This window comes from Bradyrhizobium sp. CCGUVB4N (assembly GCF_024199945.1).
GTDB lineage: Bacteria > Pseudomonadota > Alphaproteobacteria > Rhizobiales > Xanthobacteraceae > Bradyrhizobium.
Window position 1 is genome coordinate 7698269 of the sequence record NZ_JANADP010000001.1, and the last position, 15416, is coordinate 7713684.

At 65.3% G+C, this 15416-nt stretch carries 12 protein-coding genes and 1 other RNA gene; 7 read left to right on the forward strand and 6 right to left on the reverse strand.

Annotated elements, in window-relative coordinates; all coding sequences use genetic code 11:
* Positions 1-8: 8 nt before the first annotated feature.
* The gene (locus tag NLM31_RS35820) at positions 9-2171 is read left to right on the forward strand and encodes a molybdopterin cofactor-binding domain-containing protein (protein WP_254195287.1); all 2163 of its coding nucleotides are present in this window, start codon (positions 9-11) and stop codon (positions 2169-2171) included.
* Complete coding sequence (locus NLM31_RS35825; protein WP_254133965.1) at positions 2168-3511, forward strand: cytochrome c; 1344 nt, start codon at positions 2168-2170, stop codon at positions 3509-3511. The genes NLM31_RS35820 and NLM31_RS35825 overlap by 4 nt, the downstream gene beginning before the upstream one ends.
* A 467-nt stretch (positions 3512-3978) precedes the next feature.
* On the opposite strand, the gene NLM31_RS35830 is transcribed toward NLM31_RS35825, so the two are convergent.
* The gene (locus NLM31_RS35830; protein ID WP_254195288.1) at positions 3979-5076 is read right to left on the reverse strand and encodes a cyclase family protein; all 1098 of its coding nucleotides are present in this window, start codon (positions 5074-5076) and stop codon (positions 3979-3981) included.
* Positions 5077-5196: 120 nt separating this feature from the next.
* On the opposite strand from NLM31_RS35830, the gene NLM31_RS35835 reads away from it, so the two are divergent.
* Positions 5197-6261 (forward strand): GTP-binding protein, encoded by a 1065-nt coding sequence (locus NLM31_RS35835; RefSeq protein WP_254195289.1) that lies wholly within the window; start codon positions 5197-5199, stop codon positions 6259-6261.
* 298 nt (positions 6262-6559) lie between these two features.
* Here the strand turns inward: NLM31_RS35835 and NLM31_RS35840 are convergent, their stop codons facing one another.
* From NLM31_RS35840 to NLM31_RS35860, 5 genes are all read right to left on the reverse strand, one after another.
* Positions 6560-7384, reverse strand: a complete 825-nt coding sequence (locus NLM31_RS35840) for a TIGR00282 family metallophosphoesterase (RefSeq protein WP_254133968.1) — start codon at positions 7382-7384, stop codon at positions 6560-6562.
* Complete coding sequence (locus tag NLM31_RS35845; protein WP_254195290.1) at positions 7362-7958, reverse strand: 5-formyltetrahydrofolate cyclo-ligase; 597 nt, start codon at positions 7956-7958, stop codon at positions 7362-7364. The genes NLM31_RS35840 and NLM31_RS35845 overlap by 23 nt, the downstream gene beginning before the upstream one ends.
* Before the next feature lie 215 nt (positions 7959-8173).
* A non-coding RNA gene (ssrS, locus tag NLM31_RS35850) (6S RNA) lies at positions 8174-8334 on the reverse strand.
* A 250-nt stretch (positions 8335-8584) separates the two neighbouring features.
* Complete coding sequence (locus NLM31_RS35855) at positions 8585-8968, reverse strand: cell division protein ZapA (RefSeq protein ID WP_254133970.1); 384 nt, start codon at positions 8966-8968, stop codon at positions 8585-8587.
* Complete coding sequence (locus NLM31_RS35860) at positions 8965-9285, reverse strand: DUF4164 domain-containing protein (protein WP_375143609.1); 321 nt, start codon at positions 9283-9285, stop codon at positions 8965-8967. Before NLM31_RS35860 ends, NLM31_RS35855 begins: the two co-directional genes overlap by 4 nt.
* A gap of 298 nt (positions 9286-9583) precedes the next feature.
* Between NLM31_RS35860 and tkt the strand changes: the two genes are divergently transcribed.
* The 4 genes from tkt (at position 9584) to fba (ending at position 15222) form a co-directional block, all read left to right on the forward strand.
* Complete coding sequence (gene tkt / locus NLM31_RS35865; RefSeq protein ID WP_254195291.1) at positions 9584-11569, forward strand: transketolase; 1986 nt, start codon at positions 9584-9586, stop codon at positions 11567-11569.
* A gap of 173 nt (positions 11570-11742) precedes the next feature.
* Positions 11743-12750: a type I glyceraldehyde-3-phosphate dehydrogenase gene (gene gap, locus NLM31_RS35870; protein ID WP_254195292.1), complete on the forward strand. Its 1008-nt coding sequence runs from the start codon at positions 11743-11745 to the stop codon at positions 12748-12750.
* A gap of 156 nt (positions 12751-12906) precedes the next feature.
* Positions 12907-14103, forward strand: a complete 1197-nt coding sequence (locus NLM31_RS35875; RefSeq protein ID WP_254195293.1) for a phosphoglycerate kinase — start codon at positions 12907-12909, stop codon at positions 14101-14103.
* A gap of 51 nt (positions 14104-14154) precedes the next feature.
* Positions 14155-15222 (forward strand): class II fructose-bisphosphate aldolase, encoded by a 1068-nt coding sequence (gene fba / locus NLM31_RS35880; protein WP_254133974.1) that lies wholly within the window; start codon positions 14155-14157, stop codon positions 15220-15222.
* The last annotated feature ends 194 nt before the right edge of the window (positions 15223-15416 follow it).

The window sequence follows — 15416 nt, forward strand, 5'->3', positions numbered from 1 at the left end:
GGTCCGCCATGAATGCACATCACAACGTCTCCCGCCGCGCGCTTCTGACCGGCGGCCTCGCCACCGGCTTCGTGCTCGCCTTCCATGTGCCGCTGCGCGCCGCGAACGAGCCGGTGCAGAAGGATGCGACCGAGGACAAGTTTGCGCCCAACGCTTTCATCCGGATCGACGAGACCGGCCGCACCGTGCTGATGATGCCGCAGGTCGAGATGGGCCAGGGCACCTACACCTCGATCTCCGCCGTGCTCGCCGAGGAGCTGGATGCCGACTGGAGCAAGGTCGAGGTGCAGCACGCGCCGCCCAACGACAAGCTCTACGCCAACCCGACCTTCGGCCTCCAGGTCACCGGCAACTCCAACTCGATCCGCGCCTGGTGGATGCCGCTGCGCAAGGCCGGCGCCACCGCGCGCGCGATGCTGGTGCAGGCAGCGGCCGCCCAGTGGGGCGTCGAGCCCGCAAGCTGCACGGCATCGAAAGGCGAGGTCGCGCATGCCGCGAGCGGCCGCAAGCTCGGCTATGGCGAGCTGGCGCTTGCCGCGCAGGGCCAGACGCCGCCGAAGGACGTCGCGGTCAAGGACCCCAAGGATTTCGTCCTGATCGGCCAGCCGCTGAAGCGGCTCGACACGCCCGACAAGGTCAACGGCAAGGCGCTCTACGGGATCGACGCGATCCTGCCTGACATGAAGATCGCGGCCATTGCCAATTGCCCCGTGTTCGGCGGCAAGGTCGGCAAGGTCGACGACAGCGCGGCGACGAAGATCGCCGGCGTGCGCAAGGTCGTCGTGCTCGACGACGCCGTCGCCGTGATCGGCGATCACATGTGGGCGGCGAAACAAGGCCTCGCGGCGCTCAAGATCGAGTGGAACGAGGGAGCGAACGCTGAGATTTCCACCAAGGACGTCTGGGACGATTTGCGCAAGGCCAGCGAGAAGGACGGTGCGATCGCGAAATCCACCGGCGATATCGCCAAGGCGCTCGCGGCCGGCGACAAGTTCGAGGCGACCTTCGAATTGCCGTTCCTCGCGCATGCCTCGATGGAGCCGATCAACGCCACCGTGCGGGTCACGAAAGACTCCTGCGAGATCTGGACCGGCACGCAGATCATGACGCGCGTGCAGTCGGAGGCCGCAAAGGCCGCCGGCCTCCCCATCGACAAGGTGATCGTCAACCAGCACCTGCTCGGCGGCGGTTTTGGCCGCAAGCTCGAGCCGGACATGGTCATTGCCGCGGTGAAGATCGCAAAACAGGTCGACTATCCCGTCAAGGTGATCTGGACCCGCGAGGAGGACATCCAGCACGACGTCTACCGTCCGGTTTATCGCGACCAGGTCACGGCGTCGCTGGTCGACGGCAAGGTCGCAGGCTGGAAGTACAAGGTCGCCGGCTCGGCCGTGTTGGCGCGCTGGCTGCCGCCGGCGTTCCAGAAGGGTATCGACATCGACGCGATCGACGCCGCGGTCGACGCACCCTATGATTTCGCCAACTTCCACGTCGAATATGTCCATGCCGAGCCGCCGGCGGTGCCGACCGGCTTCTGGCGCGGCGTCGGCCCGAACAACAACGTGTTCGCGGTCGAATGCGCCATGGACGAGCTCGCCCGCAAGGCCGGCAAGGATCCGATCGAATTCCGGAAGTCGATGCTGACCAAGAACCCGCGCATGCTCGCGGTGCTCAACCAGGTCGCTGAAAAGTCCGGCTGGGGCCAGCCGCTGCCGGCGCGCGTCGGCCGCGGCGTCTGCGTGCAGCCGTCCTTCGCGAGCTTCATCGCGACCGTGGTGGAAGCGGAGATCGACGACATCGGCGAGATCGTGCTTCGCCGCGTCACCTCGGTGGTCGACACCGGCATCGCTGTGAATCCCGATACGGTGAAGGCGCAGATCGAGGGCGGACTGATCTTCGGCCTCACCGCCGCGCTCTATGGCGAGATCACCATCGAGAAGGGCCGCGTGCAGCAGTCGAACTTCCACGACTACCGCATGATGCGCATCAACGAGACGCCGAAGATCGAGGTCATCGTCGTCAAGAGCGGCGAGGCGCCCGGCGGCATCGGCGAGGCCGGCGTCAATGCCGGACCGCCGGCGTTACGCAACGCGATTTACGCCGCAACCGGCGTGGCGCTGCGGCGCCTGCCGATCGACCGTAAACTCCTGGCTGCCGGGAGGAAGGCATGAGCCGGACAATGCGTATCCTTGCAAGCCTCGTCGTGATCGCCATCGTCGCGGTGGTATCAGGCGTCTTCATCATCCGCGGACCCGGTCCGCTCGATTTCGCCGGCGGCACCAGGGTTGCGCTGGCCGACTACCGCGCCGGCAAGCCCACGGGCGTGCCGGCCAAGCTGGAGAAAGCAAGCCTGGTCGAGCGCGGCGAATATCTGGCGAAGGCGGCCGACTGCATGGTCTGCCACACCAAGCCCGGCGAGAAGGATTACTCCGGCGGGCTCGCTTTCAAGCTGCCGTTCGGCACGCTCTATTCGACCAACATCACGCCCGACAAGGACACCGGCATCGGCAATTACAGCGACCAGGATTTTCTCAACGCGGTCCAGCGCGGCAAGCGGCATGACGGCGCCCGGCTCTATCCGGCCATGCCGTACACGTCCTACACCTATATGAGCGATGACGACGTGCTGGCGGTAAAGGCGTATCTGTTCAGTCTGCCGGCCGTGCGCGCCAAGGCGCCGGAGAACACACTGTCGTTCCCGTTCAACCAGCGCTGGGCGATGTTGTTCTGGTCGGCCGTGTTCAATCCGGACACGCGCTTTGCGCCCGACACGTCGAAGAGCCCGGAGTGGAACAGAGGTGCGTATCTCGCGGAAGCGCTCGCCCATTGCGGCGAGTGCCATACGCCGCGCAATCTCGGCTTTGCGCTCGACAACCGCAAGAAGTTCGCCGGCGCCATCACCGCCGGCTGGCACGCCTTCAACATCTCCTCCGACAAGGCCACCGGCCTCGGCAACTGGAGCGACGCGGATCTGATCGCCTATCTGTCGCTCGGCCATGCGCCGGGCCACGGCTCGGCCTCGGGTCCGATGGGCGAAGCTGTCGACCACAGCTTTAGCCAGTTCGCGCCGGAGGACATCCGCTCCATCGTTGCGTATTTGCGCAGCGTGCCGCCGGTGCCCTCGCCCGATCTTCCGGCCACCACGGCGCCGGTCGCGCCCGCCTCGCACAAGGACGGCGTGACGGCCGACGCACGCGGCAAGAAGGTGTTCGCCAGCGCCTGCGCCAGCTGCCATGGCTGGAGCGGCGAGAGCCCGGTGTCGCCGATGGCGACGCTCACCGGCACCTGGGCCGTCAATGACCCCGCCGCCACCAACGTCGCGCAGATCGTGATCTCGGGCACCAAGCGGCACACGCCCGACGGCGCGCTGTCGATGCCGGCGTTCGGCAATGCCTACACCGACGACGAGATCGCGGCGGTGGCGAACTACGTCACGGCGCGGTTCGGCACCAAGGGCTCGAAGCTGACGGCGAAGGACGTGGCGGAGCTGCGGGAGCAAACGGCGGAGTAGCGGATAGCAAGATTGACGCGCGATCGCGCGTCAATCTCCCCTGTCGTCCCGGACAAGCGCAGCGCAGATCCGGGACCCATACACCGCAGCAAGCGTTTGGCGAAGATGAGTAATGACCATCGCGCGTAACGACTGCTGCTGCGGCGTATGGGTCCCGGCTTTCGCCGGGACGACACTGAGGGTGTGGCCGCGCTCGTCAACTCACCATTCGGCAGCGGAATTGTGTGCGGCGAGATTGATGCGAGAGCGTGCACCTCAATCTGTCGTCCCGGACAAGCGAAGCGCAGATCCGGGACCCATACGCCGCAGCAAGAGTTTTGCGAAGACCCGGAGTGACCAGCTTCGCGCCACAACTTCTCCCTGGGGTTATGGGTCCCGGCCTTCGCCGGGACGACACCGATTGTATGGCGTTGGCTAAACCACAGCATCGGCGCGGACGCTTCACACGCCCGCGCCGATCTTTGTCCTCACGTAATCGCAATCGGGCAGCCGTTGCTGCCCGTGGCGCCCTTGATCGGGGCGGGCGCGAAGCAGTAGACGAACTGGTACTTCTTGTCGGCGATCAGATCGTCGAAGAAGAGGTTCTCGTGATTGTGGATGCCGTGCTTGGTCTGCAGCTCGGCGTGGACCACGAAGGCGAGCGACTTGTCGGGATTGGGCACCACCTCGACCGCCCAGGTGTCGGCACCGGTCAGTGCGAGGTCCTTCTCGACCACCCATTTTGCTGCGTCGAGGCCGATGCCCGGCTCGCCGCTGTTGAAGCGATCGTTGTTCTTCATCCACAGCGAGCCCCAGCCGGTGTGGAAGAAGATCGCGTCGCCCGGCTTGATGTCGGCCTCATTCATGTTTTGCTTGGCCAAGGCCGCCTTGATGTCGGCCGCTGATATCTCCTGCCCGGCGTCCATCATGCCGCCCTTGAGCGCCACCATGTCGATGAGATGGCCTCGGGTGAACAGCGGCTTGAGCTTCTCGACGCCGAGCTTCTTCAGACCGTAGGCGTCGCTGATCTCCTGGGCAGTGAAGCCGTTGTAGAATTTCATCTCGCTCTTGTCGCCGTCCTTGCCCAGCTGGATGCCGATATGGCCGAGACCGTCGAACTGCGTGCCGGTCTGGCCGATCTCGGTGGTCAGGAATTCGTCGTGATAGACCATCTTGTTGTCGCCGAACGGGCCACCGGTCGGGCTGCCGGGAATGCGCAGCGTGAACGCGCGCGGACCGAACAGCGGCATGCCACCTTCGTAGACACGGCCGATCTTGTAGATCTTGCCGTCCTTGATCCATTTTGCGGTGTCGAGGACTTTCTCGGGCGTGATGTGATTGGAGGCGCCGCATTCGTCATCCTTGCCCCATTTCGACGGCCACCAGGGCTTGTCGGTGCCCTTGGGCATGGAGGTTGCGGTCTGCGCCTGGGCTTCGCTGATCGGGGCGAGCGAGAACTTGCCGTGCATCGAGCCGGCAAGTGCGGCTCCGGCAACGCCGGCGATGCCCGCGGTGCGGAGCAGGGTCCGGCGATCTGTCGTGGAGCCGCTGTCGTCTTGATCTACGTTATTGATCTCATTAGACATTGCACCCTCCCAGGTTGTGGTCAGAATAAGCTCTGACTCTAAAATTGTTTCCGCCAGCCTCCTCCTCCGCTACGCTGTTGTCCAGCGGCAAAAATATGACGGTCGGCGCGCGAGCTTCCCATGAGCCTGTTCGAAAGCGACAAATCGGCGCAGCGGCTACCGGTATCGCTGATCACTGGCTTTCTCGGCAGCGGCAAGACCACGCTGCTCAATCGCCTGCTGCGCCACGACGACATGACGGACAGCGCCGTCATCATCAACGAGTACGGCGAGGTCAGCCTCGATCATCTGCTGGTCGAGCGCGTCGATGGCGAAGTCGCCGTGCTCGCAAGCGGCTGCATCTGCTGCACCATCCGCAGCGACCTCGAGCAGACGCTGCGCGACCTTCTGGTGAAGCGCGACCGCAGCGAGATTCCGCCGTTCCGCCGCATCCTGATCGAGACCACCGGGCTCGCCGATCCCGCGCCGATCGTCCAGCTTCTGCTCAACAACCCGCTCGTCTCGCACTTCCTGCGGCTCGACGCGATCGTGACCACGATCGACGCCGTCAACGCATCGCATCAGCTCGACCGTCAGTTTGAGGCGGTGAAGCAGGTCGCGCTGGCGGACCGGCTGCTGATCACCAAGCGCGATCTCGCCGAAGACATCGGCGCGCTGCAGTCGCGCCTACGCCAGCTCAATCCCGCCGCCGGAATCGAAACCGTCGATCACGGCGAGATCGATCCGGCCAACCTGTTCGACGCCGGCCTGATCGATCCCGAGAAGAAAAAGATCGACGTCGCGCGCTGGCTCAATGAGCACGCCTTTACCGGGCCGCACGCGCATGCCGGTCACTCGCATCATGAGCACGCGCATCATGACCATGATCATCATGATCACGACGCCTCCATCACCAGCTTCATGCTCGCGTTCGACGAGCCGCTCGACTGGATGGCCGTGACGCACTGGCTCGCGCATTTGCGCAGCGCGCGCGGTGCAGACCTCTTGCGGGTCAAGGGGATACTCAATCTTCAGGGCGAGCCGGCGCCCATCGTGATCCACGGCGTGCACCATGTGTTTCATCCGCCGGTGGCGCTGGCTGCCTGGCCCGACAACGATCGCCGCTCGCGCATCGTCTTCATCACGCGCGGGATTTCGCGTGCCGACGTGCTGGACCTCTGGCAGGCGGTTCGCGCCGCGGCGTGACATTGTCGAAATGAGAGACGCTGCCTAACCCTCCCCTGGAGGGGGAGGGTCGGCTCATGTTGAGCGAAGCGAGACATGAGCCGGGGTGGGGTGACGGTCTCTCCACATCCAACAGTGCCCGAGTGGAGAGATCACCCCACCCCGCTCGCGCTGCGCGCGATCGACCCTCCCCCTCCAGGGGAGGGTGGCAGCCCACGACCTTTGGCGATCGAGAAAGATCGTGGGCACGGAGCAAGTGCGCCTTTGCCCACGCTACGATTTCTTCGCGGGGACGACAGCGAGTGTGTGGCGCGGCCGCTCAGCTCAACCAGAATTTCGGCGTCGCCGGCTCCAGCCTTCCCCCAACGCGCACCGGCGCGATCTTCAGTGCGAGGCCCGTCGCATCATCCGTCTCGACCGCGACGCCGCTCAGCGTCGCTGCGCCCGCGGCCGGCTCGAAGCGGCCCGACGGAATCCCCGAGGTGAAGCGGCGCAGCGGCTCTTCCTTCTGCATGCCGATGATGGAGTCGTAGTCGCCGGTCATGCCGGCGTCGGTCATGTAGGCGGTGCCGCCGGTGAGGATCTGGTGGTCGGCGGTCGGCACATGCGTGTGCGTGCCGACGACGAGGCTGGCGCGGCCGTCGCAGAAGAAGCCGACGCCCTGCTTCTCGCTGCTCGCCTCGCAATGGAAGTCGACCACGATGGCGTCGGCGGCGACGCCGAGCGGACAGGCGCCGAGCTCGCGCTCGAGCGCGGCAAAGGGATCGTCGAACGGGGTCATGAACACGCGCCCCAGCGCGTTGACGACGAGCGCATGCTTGCCGTTCTTGGTCTCGACCAGGGCGGCGCCACGGCCGGGCGTGCCGCGCGGATAGTTCGCCGGCCGCACCAGGCGCTCGGCGCGCTCGATGAACACGAGGGCTTCGCGCTGGTCCCAGGAATGATTGCCGAGCGTCACCGCGTCGGCGCCGGCCTCGATGAACTCCTGATAGATCGTCTCGGTGATACCGAAGCCGCCAGCCGAATTCTCGCCGTTGACGACGACGAAATCGAGCGACCAGTCCTTGACCATGCCGGGAAGATATTCGGCGATTGCATCGCGGCCGCTGCGGCCGACGACGTCACCCACGAAGAGAATGCGCAACTTCAGAACTCCGGAAATCAAACACGTCCGATTCCGTTAGCACATAATCCAGCGCCACGTCGTGCGATAGTGCAGGGACCGCCTTGATCTCCTGCGCTGCAAAAGCGAGCCCGATGCCGAGGATGTTCTTGGCCTTGCGCAGATGCGCGAAGGTGAAGTCGTAATGCCCCGCACCATAGCCGATGCGGTGGCCGAGACGGTCGAACGCCGCGAGCGGCGTCAGCATGATGTCGGGGATGACCTCGGCGGCGGCCGGCGACGGCTCGGGAATGCCGAGCGGGCCGAGCATCAGGCGGTCGTTCGGATGGAAGATGCGGAAGACCAGTGACTGGCCCCGCGCGGTGACACAGGGCAACGCGAGCTTCGCGCCATCCTCGGCGAGCTTCTTCAGCAGCGGCATCGGATCGATCTCGCTGCGGATCGGCGAGTAGCCGGAGACGATGGTGCCGGGAAGGAGCTCGAACGGCAGCCCGCGCCTGGCGAGTTTTGCAGCGGCAGCGGTGCGCTTCTTCTCGCTCAGCGCGTCACGTGCCGCGAGGGCCTTGGCACGGAGTTCGGATTTGGTGTTGGGCATGTGCGCTTGCTCCGAAGGCGGAGCCTTGCTCCGCCGTCATCGCCCGCGGAAACGGGCGATCCAGTATTCCAGAGACGCCAGTGATCAAACATCGACGCCGCGGCGTACTGGATGCCCCGGTCCCCCGTGCGCAATTGCGCACTAGGCCGGGGCATGACACTGCCGGTTTGTCGTGGACGGCCATTCGACAATAACGCATTGCCAGCAAACAAAAGTGCGAAGCCGCGGACGCCGTTGAAGCACTCGATCCCGGAGTTCCCTACGAAAGTAGGTGGGCACCATATGTCCGAGCCCACGGGCCCGGCCAGGGACAGTTCCCTAAAGGATCGATAAGGCCCCGGGGATATATGGCTCCGGACGCGCGTCGCAGCCTCGCCGTCGCAATGTAACAACGATACTGACGAATCGCCAGCCCAACCGGCAGCCTCTGTGCCCACCTCTCCCCAGCGGGGAGAGGTCGGATTGCTTTGGCGCGCATTGCGCGCCTGAGCAATCCGGGTGAGGGGCCGCAGTAATCGGTGAGACCGTAAGCCCTCACCCGGATCGCATCTTCGATGCGATCCGACCTCTCCCTCCGGGAGAGGTGGACACCGTCCCCGGCTCGCAACACTCCGTTCTAACCACGGTCAGCCGATCGCAATTCCATTCCCGACGGTCCGGTTCAGGACCTGGGTCGACTTCTCGATGCGCTCGGCGGCGGCGTTCAGGGCGTTGACCACGGCGGTCTGGGTCATCCGGGCGCGCTCGACGGCGGCGTTGCGGAAATCCCTAAGCTCGACCAGCTCCTGCTCCATGGTGCGGATGCGGTTGCCGGCGTCGACCAGCTCGTCGCAGACGGTCAGCGCCGCCATCACGGTGAGGCGCGCATCGCCGATCTCGCCGAATTTTCCGCGCAGCGACTGGATTCGCGTCTCCAGGCCTTCGGCGAGCTTCAACAGCCGCACCTCCTGGCCCTCCTCGCAGGCCATGCGGTATTGCCGGGCGTTGATGGTGACGTTGATGTGGCTCATCCGTCCTCTCCGGTATCGAGCACCGAGCGTATCGTGACGATCGCGGAATCCAGCCGATCGGAGATCTCGCGGTTGGTGCGCTCGAGCTTGCGCGCCTTCACCAGCGCGCCGTCGAGCTCGTCGGCAAGCCGCGAGCGGTCCGCGCCCAGCGCCTGGATTCGCGTCGCGAGCTCATTCTCGTCGCGGTCGGCATCGCGCCGTCGCTCGACCGCGCTTTCGAGCGCGTCGAGAGCCGCCGTGAGCCTGCGGGTCGCGATCTCGATCTCGACGGCGGAGGACTCCGTCATGGCAGCGCTATTGGATACGCGATCGTTCATGCAGTCAGCGGCGGAACCTGTGGGCCTGACCCGTGGCCTTTACCTCGGAGCTTGCCGCCCGGCAAAAGACTCGGTTCGGCAAGCGGTTAGAAGCAGAAATTTACGTGGCAAGCTAGCCGAGCGCAACGTCGCCGCGAAACTATGCACTGCTAAGCAACTTTTACGGCCAAACCGGCGTTTGATTGCCTTGGCCTGCCGGAACCGAGATGCTATCCCACCCGCGACCCCAGCGGCCGAAAGGCTCCTTCCAGCGCGGCGAAGACAGCCACAAGCGCCTCATTTCAGACGGATTTCAGACATGACGCAGGTCGACCCCAACCGTATGGCCAATGCGATCCGCGGCCTCTCGATGGACGCTGTCGAGAAGGCGAAGTCGGGCCATCCCGGCCTGCCGATGGGCGCCGCCGACATCGCCACGGTGCTGTTCACGCAGTTCCTGAAATTCGACGCCGCCGTCACCGACTGGCCAGACCGCGACCGCTTCGTGCTCTCGGCCGGCCATGGCTCGATGCTGCTCTATTCGCTGCTGTACTTGACCGGCAACACCGCGATGACGCTGGACCAGCTCAAGCAATTCCGCCAGCTCGGCGGATTGACGCCGGGTCACCCCGAGAACTTCCACACCAAGGGCATCGAGACCACCACCGGCCCGCTCGGCCAGGGCATCTCGACCGCGGTCGGCATGGCGCTCGCCGAGAAGATGCTCGCCGCCGAGTTCGGCAAGAAGATCGTCGACCACCACACCTACGTGCTCGCTTCCGACGGCGACCTGATGGAAGGCGTGTCGCAGGAAGCGATCGCGATGGCCGGCCACTGGAAGCTCGGCAAGCTGATCGTGCTCTACGACGACAACGGCATCTCGATCGACGGCCCGACCTCGATCGCCGATTCCGTCGACCAGGTGAAGCGCTTCAAGTCTGCGGGGTGGGCCGCCGAGAAGATCGACGGCCATGACCAGGCCGCGATCGCGGCTGCGATCACCCGTGCGCAAAAATCCAACAAGCCGACGCTGATCGCCTGCCGCACCACCATCGGATTCGGCGCGCCGCACAAGGCCGGCACCGCGAAGGCGCATGGCGAAGCGCTCGGCGCCGACGAGCTCAAGGCCGCCAAGGAAAATCTCGGCATTTCGCTGGAGCCGTTCTCGGTGCCCGACGACGTGCTGAAGGCCTGGCGCGCAGCCGGCAGCCGCGGCGCGACTGCACGACAGGAATGGGAAGGCCGGCTCGGTGAGCTCGGCAGCCGCAAGCGCGCCGAGTTCGAGCGCCGCCTGCGCCATGAGCGTCCGGCCTCGCTCGCCAAGGCCGTGCGCGCCTACAAGAAGGAGCTCTTGGAAAAGCCGCTTGTCGCGGCGACCCGCAAATCGTCGGAGGCCGTGATCGAGGTGATCGCCGGCGCGATGCCGATGGAATTCCTCGCCGGCTCCGCCGACCTCACCGGCTCCAACAACAACAAGGCGAAGTCGGCGACCGCCTTCTCGGCCAAGACGCCGAAGGGCCGCTTCATCCATTACGGCATCCGCGAGCACGGCATGTGTGCGGCGATGAACGGCATCTTCCTGCACGGCGGCTTTGCGCCGAACGGCGCGACCTTCCTGGTGTTCACCGACTACGCGCGGCCCGCGATGCGCCTCGCCGCGCTGATGGGCACCGGCGTCGTCTACGTGATGACGCATGACTCCATCGGCCTCGGCGAAGACGGCCCGACCCATCAGCCGGTCGAGCATCTCGCAGCGCTTCGCGCCATTCCGAACATGCGCGTGTTCCGCCCCGCCGATTCCATCGAGGTCGCCGAGTGCTGGGAGCTCGCGCTCAATCGCATCGACGGCCCGACCGTGCTGGCGCTGACGCGGCAGAACCTGCCGCAGCTCCGCACCAATGCGCCGAACGACAACCCTTGCGCGGCCGGCGCCTACGAGCTGGTCGCCGCCGAGGGCGAAGCCAGGGCGACGCTGTTCGCCTCCGGCTCCGAGGTCGAGATCGCGGTGGCCGCCCAGAAGCAGCTCGCCGAACGCGGCATCCCGTCGCGGGTGGTCTCGGTGCCCTCGCTCGAGCTGTTGTTAGCGCAACCAGAGGCCAAGCGTGCCGCCATCATCGGCAATGCGCCGGTGAAGGTCGCGATCGAGGCCGCGGTGCGCTGGGGCTGGGATGCCGTGATCGGCCAGGATGGCGAATTTATCGGCATGCATTCGTTCGGCGCGAGCGCGCCGGCGAAGGACCTTTACAAGCATTTCGGCATTACCGCCGAGGCCGCGGTTAACGCTGTGCTGAAGCGCGTTAGCTGAGAGTTGAGCTTGCCAAAAAAAAGGACTACGTAATCTTTCATATGATCAAGCACCGCCCGGCTGAACCGGGCGTCCGCCCCTAAAAAACCCTCGCAGGCGCGTAACTCGCGCGTTGTGCGGGAAGACTAGGCGTTATCGAGCCCCGTCATTGAACGGTCATAAGGAGATGAAACATGGCAGTCCGCGTCGGAATTAACGGTTTTGGCCGCATCGGCCGCAACATCCTGCGGGCTATCGCCGAGTCCGGCCGCAAGGACATCGAGGTCGTCGGCATCAACGACCTCGGTCCGGTCGAGACCAACGCCCATCTCCTCCGCTTCGACAGCGTTCATGGTCGTTTCCCCGGCACCGTGACGGTCGATGGCGACTCCATCAATCTCGGCAGCGGCAAGATCAAGGTGACCGCCGAGCGCGATCCCTCAAAACTGCCCTGGAAGGATCTCGGCGTCGACATCGCGATGGAATGCACCGGCATCTTCACCGCAAAGGACAAGGCCTCCGCGCACCTCGCCGCCGGCGCCAAGCGTGTGCTGGTCTCGGCTCCGGCCGACGGCGCCGATGCCACCATCGTCTACGGCGTCAACCACGACACGCTGACCAAGGACCACATGGTGGTCTCCAACGGCTCCTGCACCACCAACTGCCTGGCGCCGGTCGCCAAGGTGCTGAACGACCTCGTCGGCATCGAGACCGGCTTCATGACCACGATCCACGCCTACACCGGCGACCAGCCGACGCTGGACACGCTGCACAAGGATCTCTATCGCGGCCGCGCGGCTGCGATGTCGATGATCCCGACCTCGACCGGCGCCGCCAAGGCGATCGGCCTCGTGCTGCCCGAGCTGAAGGGCAAGCTCGACGGCGTCTCGATCCGCGTGCCGTCGCCGAACGTCTCGGTCATCGATCTCAAGATCGTCGCCAAGCGCGCCACCGACGCCAAGGAAATCAACGCGGCGATGAAGCGCGCCTCGGAGCAGCAGCTCAAGGGCATTCTCGGCTACACCAATCAGCCGAACGTCTCGATCGACTTCAACCACGACCCGCACTCCTCGACCTTCCACGAGGACCAGACCAAGGTGCAGAACGGCACGCTGGTGCGCGTGATGGCCTGGTACGACAACGAGTGGGGTTTCTCGAACCGCATGGCGGACACCGCCGTTGCATTCGCGAAGGTGATCTAAGGACGTAGGTCTCGTGTCCCGGACGCGGTGCAGCGCGATTGCGCTGCTCCGCAGAGCCGGGACCCATTCAGCTACGGGACTCGCCGCAACGTGGGTCCCGGTTCTGCACAGCGGCGCTTCGCACCGCAGTGCGCCCGGGACAAGAGAGAGTGTCCAATGGCCAACAAATTCCGCACCCTCGACGACGTCGACGTGAAGGGCAAGCGCGTGCTGCTGCGCGTCGATCTCAACGTGCCCATGGACAATGGCCGCGTCAGCGACGCGACCCGGCTCGAGCGCGTCGCGCCGACCATCAATGAAATCTCGGACAAGGGCGGCAAGGTCATCCTGCTCGCGCATTTCGGCCGGCCGAAGGGCCGCGATCCCAAGGAATCGCTCAAGCCCGTGGCGGAAGCGCTGTCGAAGGTCGTGAAGAAGCCGGTCGCCTTCGCCGATGACTGCATCGGCGAGCCCGCGGCCAAGGCTGTGGCGGACATGAAGGATGGCGACATCCTCTGTCTGGAAAACACCCGCTTCCACAAAGAGGAAGAGAAGAACGATCCCGCCTTCGTCGCGGAACTGGCGAAACTCGGCGACATCTGGGTCAGCGATGCGTTCTCCGCGGCGCACCGCGCCCATGCCTCGACCGAAGGTCTCGGCCACAAGCTGCCGGCCTATGCCGGCCGCACCATGCAGGCCGAGCTCGACGCACTGGAAAAGGCGCTGGGCTCGCCGACCAAGCCGGTCATCGCGATCATCGGCGGCGCAAAAGTGTCGACCAAGATCGACCTGCTCGAAAACCTCGTCAACAAGGTCGACGCGCTCGTGATCGGCGGCGGCATGGCCAACACCTTCCTGCACGCCCAGGGCGTCGGCGTCGGCAAGTCGCTGGCCGAGAAGGATCTCGCGCCCACGGCGCTGCGCATCATGGAGAAGGCGGAAGCCGCCAACTGCGCCATCATTTTGCCGGTGGACGCCACCGTCGCGTATCACTTCGCCGCCAACGCGCCGTCGCACGCCTATGGGCTCGATGCGATCCCGGCCGACGGCATGATCCTCGATGTCGGCCCGCAGTCGATCGCGCGCATCCACGCCGCCATCGACGACGCCGCCACGCTGGTCTGGAACGGACCGCTCGGCGCCTTCGAGATGCAGCCGTTCGACCGCGGCACGGTCGCCGCCGCCAAGCACGCCGCCGAGCGTACCAAGGCGAAAAAGCTGATCTCGATCGCAGGCGGCGGCGACACCGTTGCGGCCCTCAACCAGGCCCAAGTGGCCGGTCAGTTCACCTATGTCTCGACCGCCGGTGGCGCATTTCTTGAATGGATGGAGGGCAAGCCCCTGCCCGGCGTCGAAGTTCTGCGCATCAAGTAATCAGACGGCAAGAAACAAGCGGCCCTGAGGCCCGAACGGAGAAAAAGACAGATGGCTCGGATCACGTTGCGTCAATTGCTCGACCATGCTGCGGAGAACGATTACGGCGTCCCGGCCTTCAACATCAACAACATGGAGCAGGCGCTGGCGATCATGGATGCGGCCAACCAGGTCGACGCGCCCGTCATCATCCAGGCCTCGCGCGGTGCGCGCTCCTACGCCAACGACGTCATGCTCAAGCACATGATGGACGCGGTCACCGAGATCTATCCGCACATCCCGGTCTGCGTGCATCTCGACCACGGCAACGAGGCCGCGACCTGCATGACCGCAATCCAGGCGGGCTTCACCTCGGTGATGATGGACGGCTCGCTCAAGGCCGACGGCAAGACCCCCGGCGACTGGACCTACAATGTCGGCGTCACCAAGACCGTGACCGACATGGCCCATCTCGGCGGCATCTCGGTCGAGGGTGAGCTCGGCGTGCTCGGCTCGCTCGAGACCGGCATGGGCGACAAGGAAGACGGCCACGGCGCCGAAGGCAAGCTGAGCCACGACCAGCTCCTGACCAATCCCGACGAGGCCGTGAAGTTCGTCCAGGAGACCAAGGTCGACGCGCTCGCGATCGCGATGGGCACGTCGCACGGTGCGTACAAGTTCACCCGCAAGCCGGACGGCGACATCCTCGCCATGAACGTGATCGAGGAGATCCACCGCAAGCTGCCCAACACGCATCTGGTGATGCACGGCTCCTCCTCGGTGCCGCAGGACCTGCAGGACATCATCAACGCCTATGGCGGCAAGATGAAGCCGACCTGGGGCGTGCCGGTCGCCGAGATCCAGCGCGGCATCAAGCACGGCGTGCGCAAGATCAACATCGACACCGACAACCGCATGGCCATGACCGGCCAGATCCGCAAGGTCCTCAAGGACAATCCGGAAGAGTTCGATCCGCGCAAGTACCTGAAGCCGGCAATGGAAGCCATGACCAAGCTGTGCAAGCAGCGGCTCCAGGAGTTCAACACCGCCGGCCAAGCCGCCAAGTTCAAGAAGATCCTGACCCCCGCCGACATGGCCAAGCGCTACGCCAAGGGCGAACTGGACCCCCGCGTCGCGTAAGCGATCGCGTGGGTGGCGTAAGGCCGGTACGCTCTATCGTCTCCCTCGCCCCGCTCTTCGCGGGGAGAGGGCGGGGTGAGAGGCTCCCTCCGCGCGTTGTGCTCTATCGAGAGACCGGTACCCCCTCACCCGGATTTTACGCTACGCCTAAAATCCGACCTCTCCCCGCAGGCGGGGCGAGGTGAAGAGCCGCC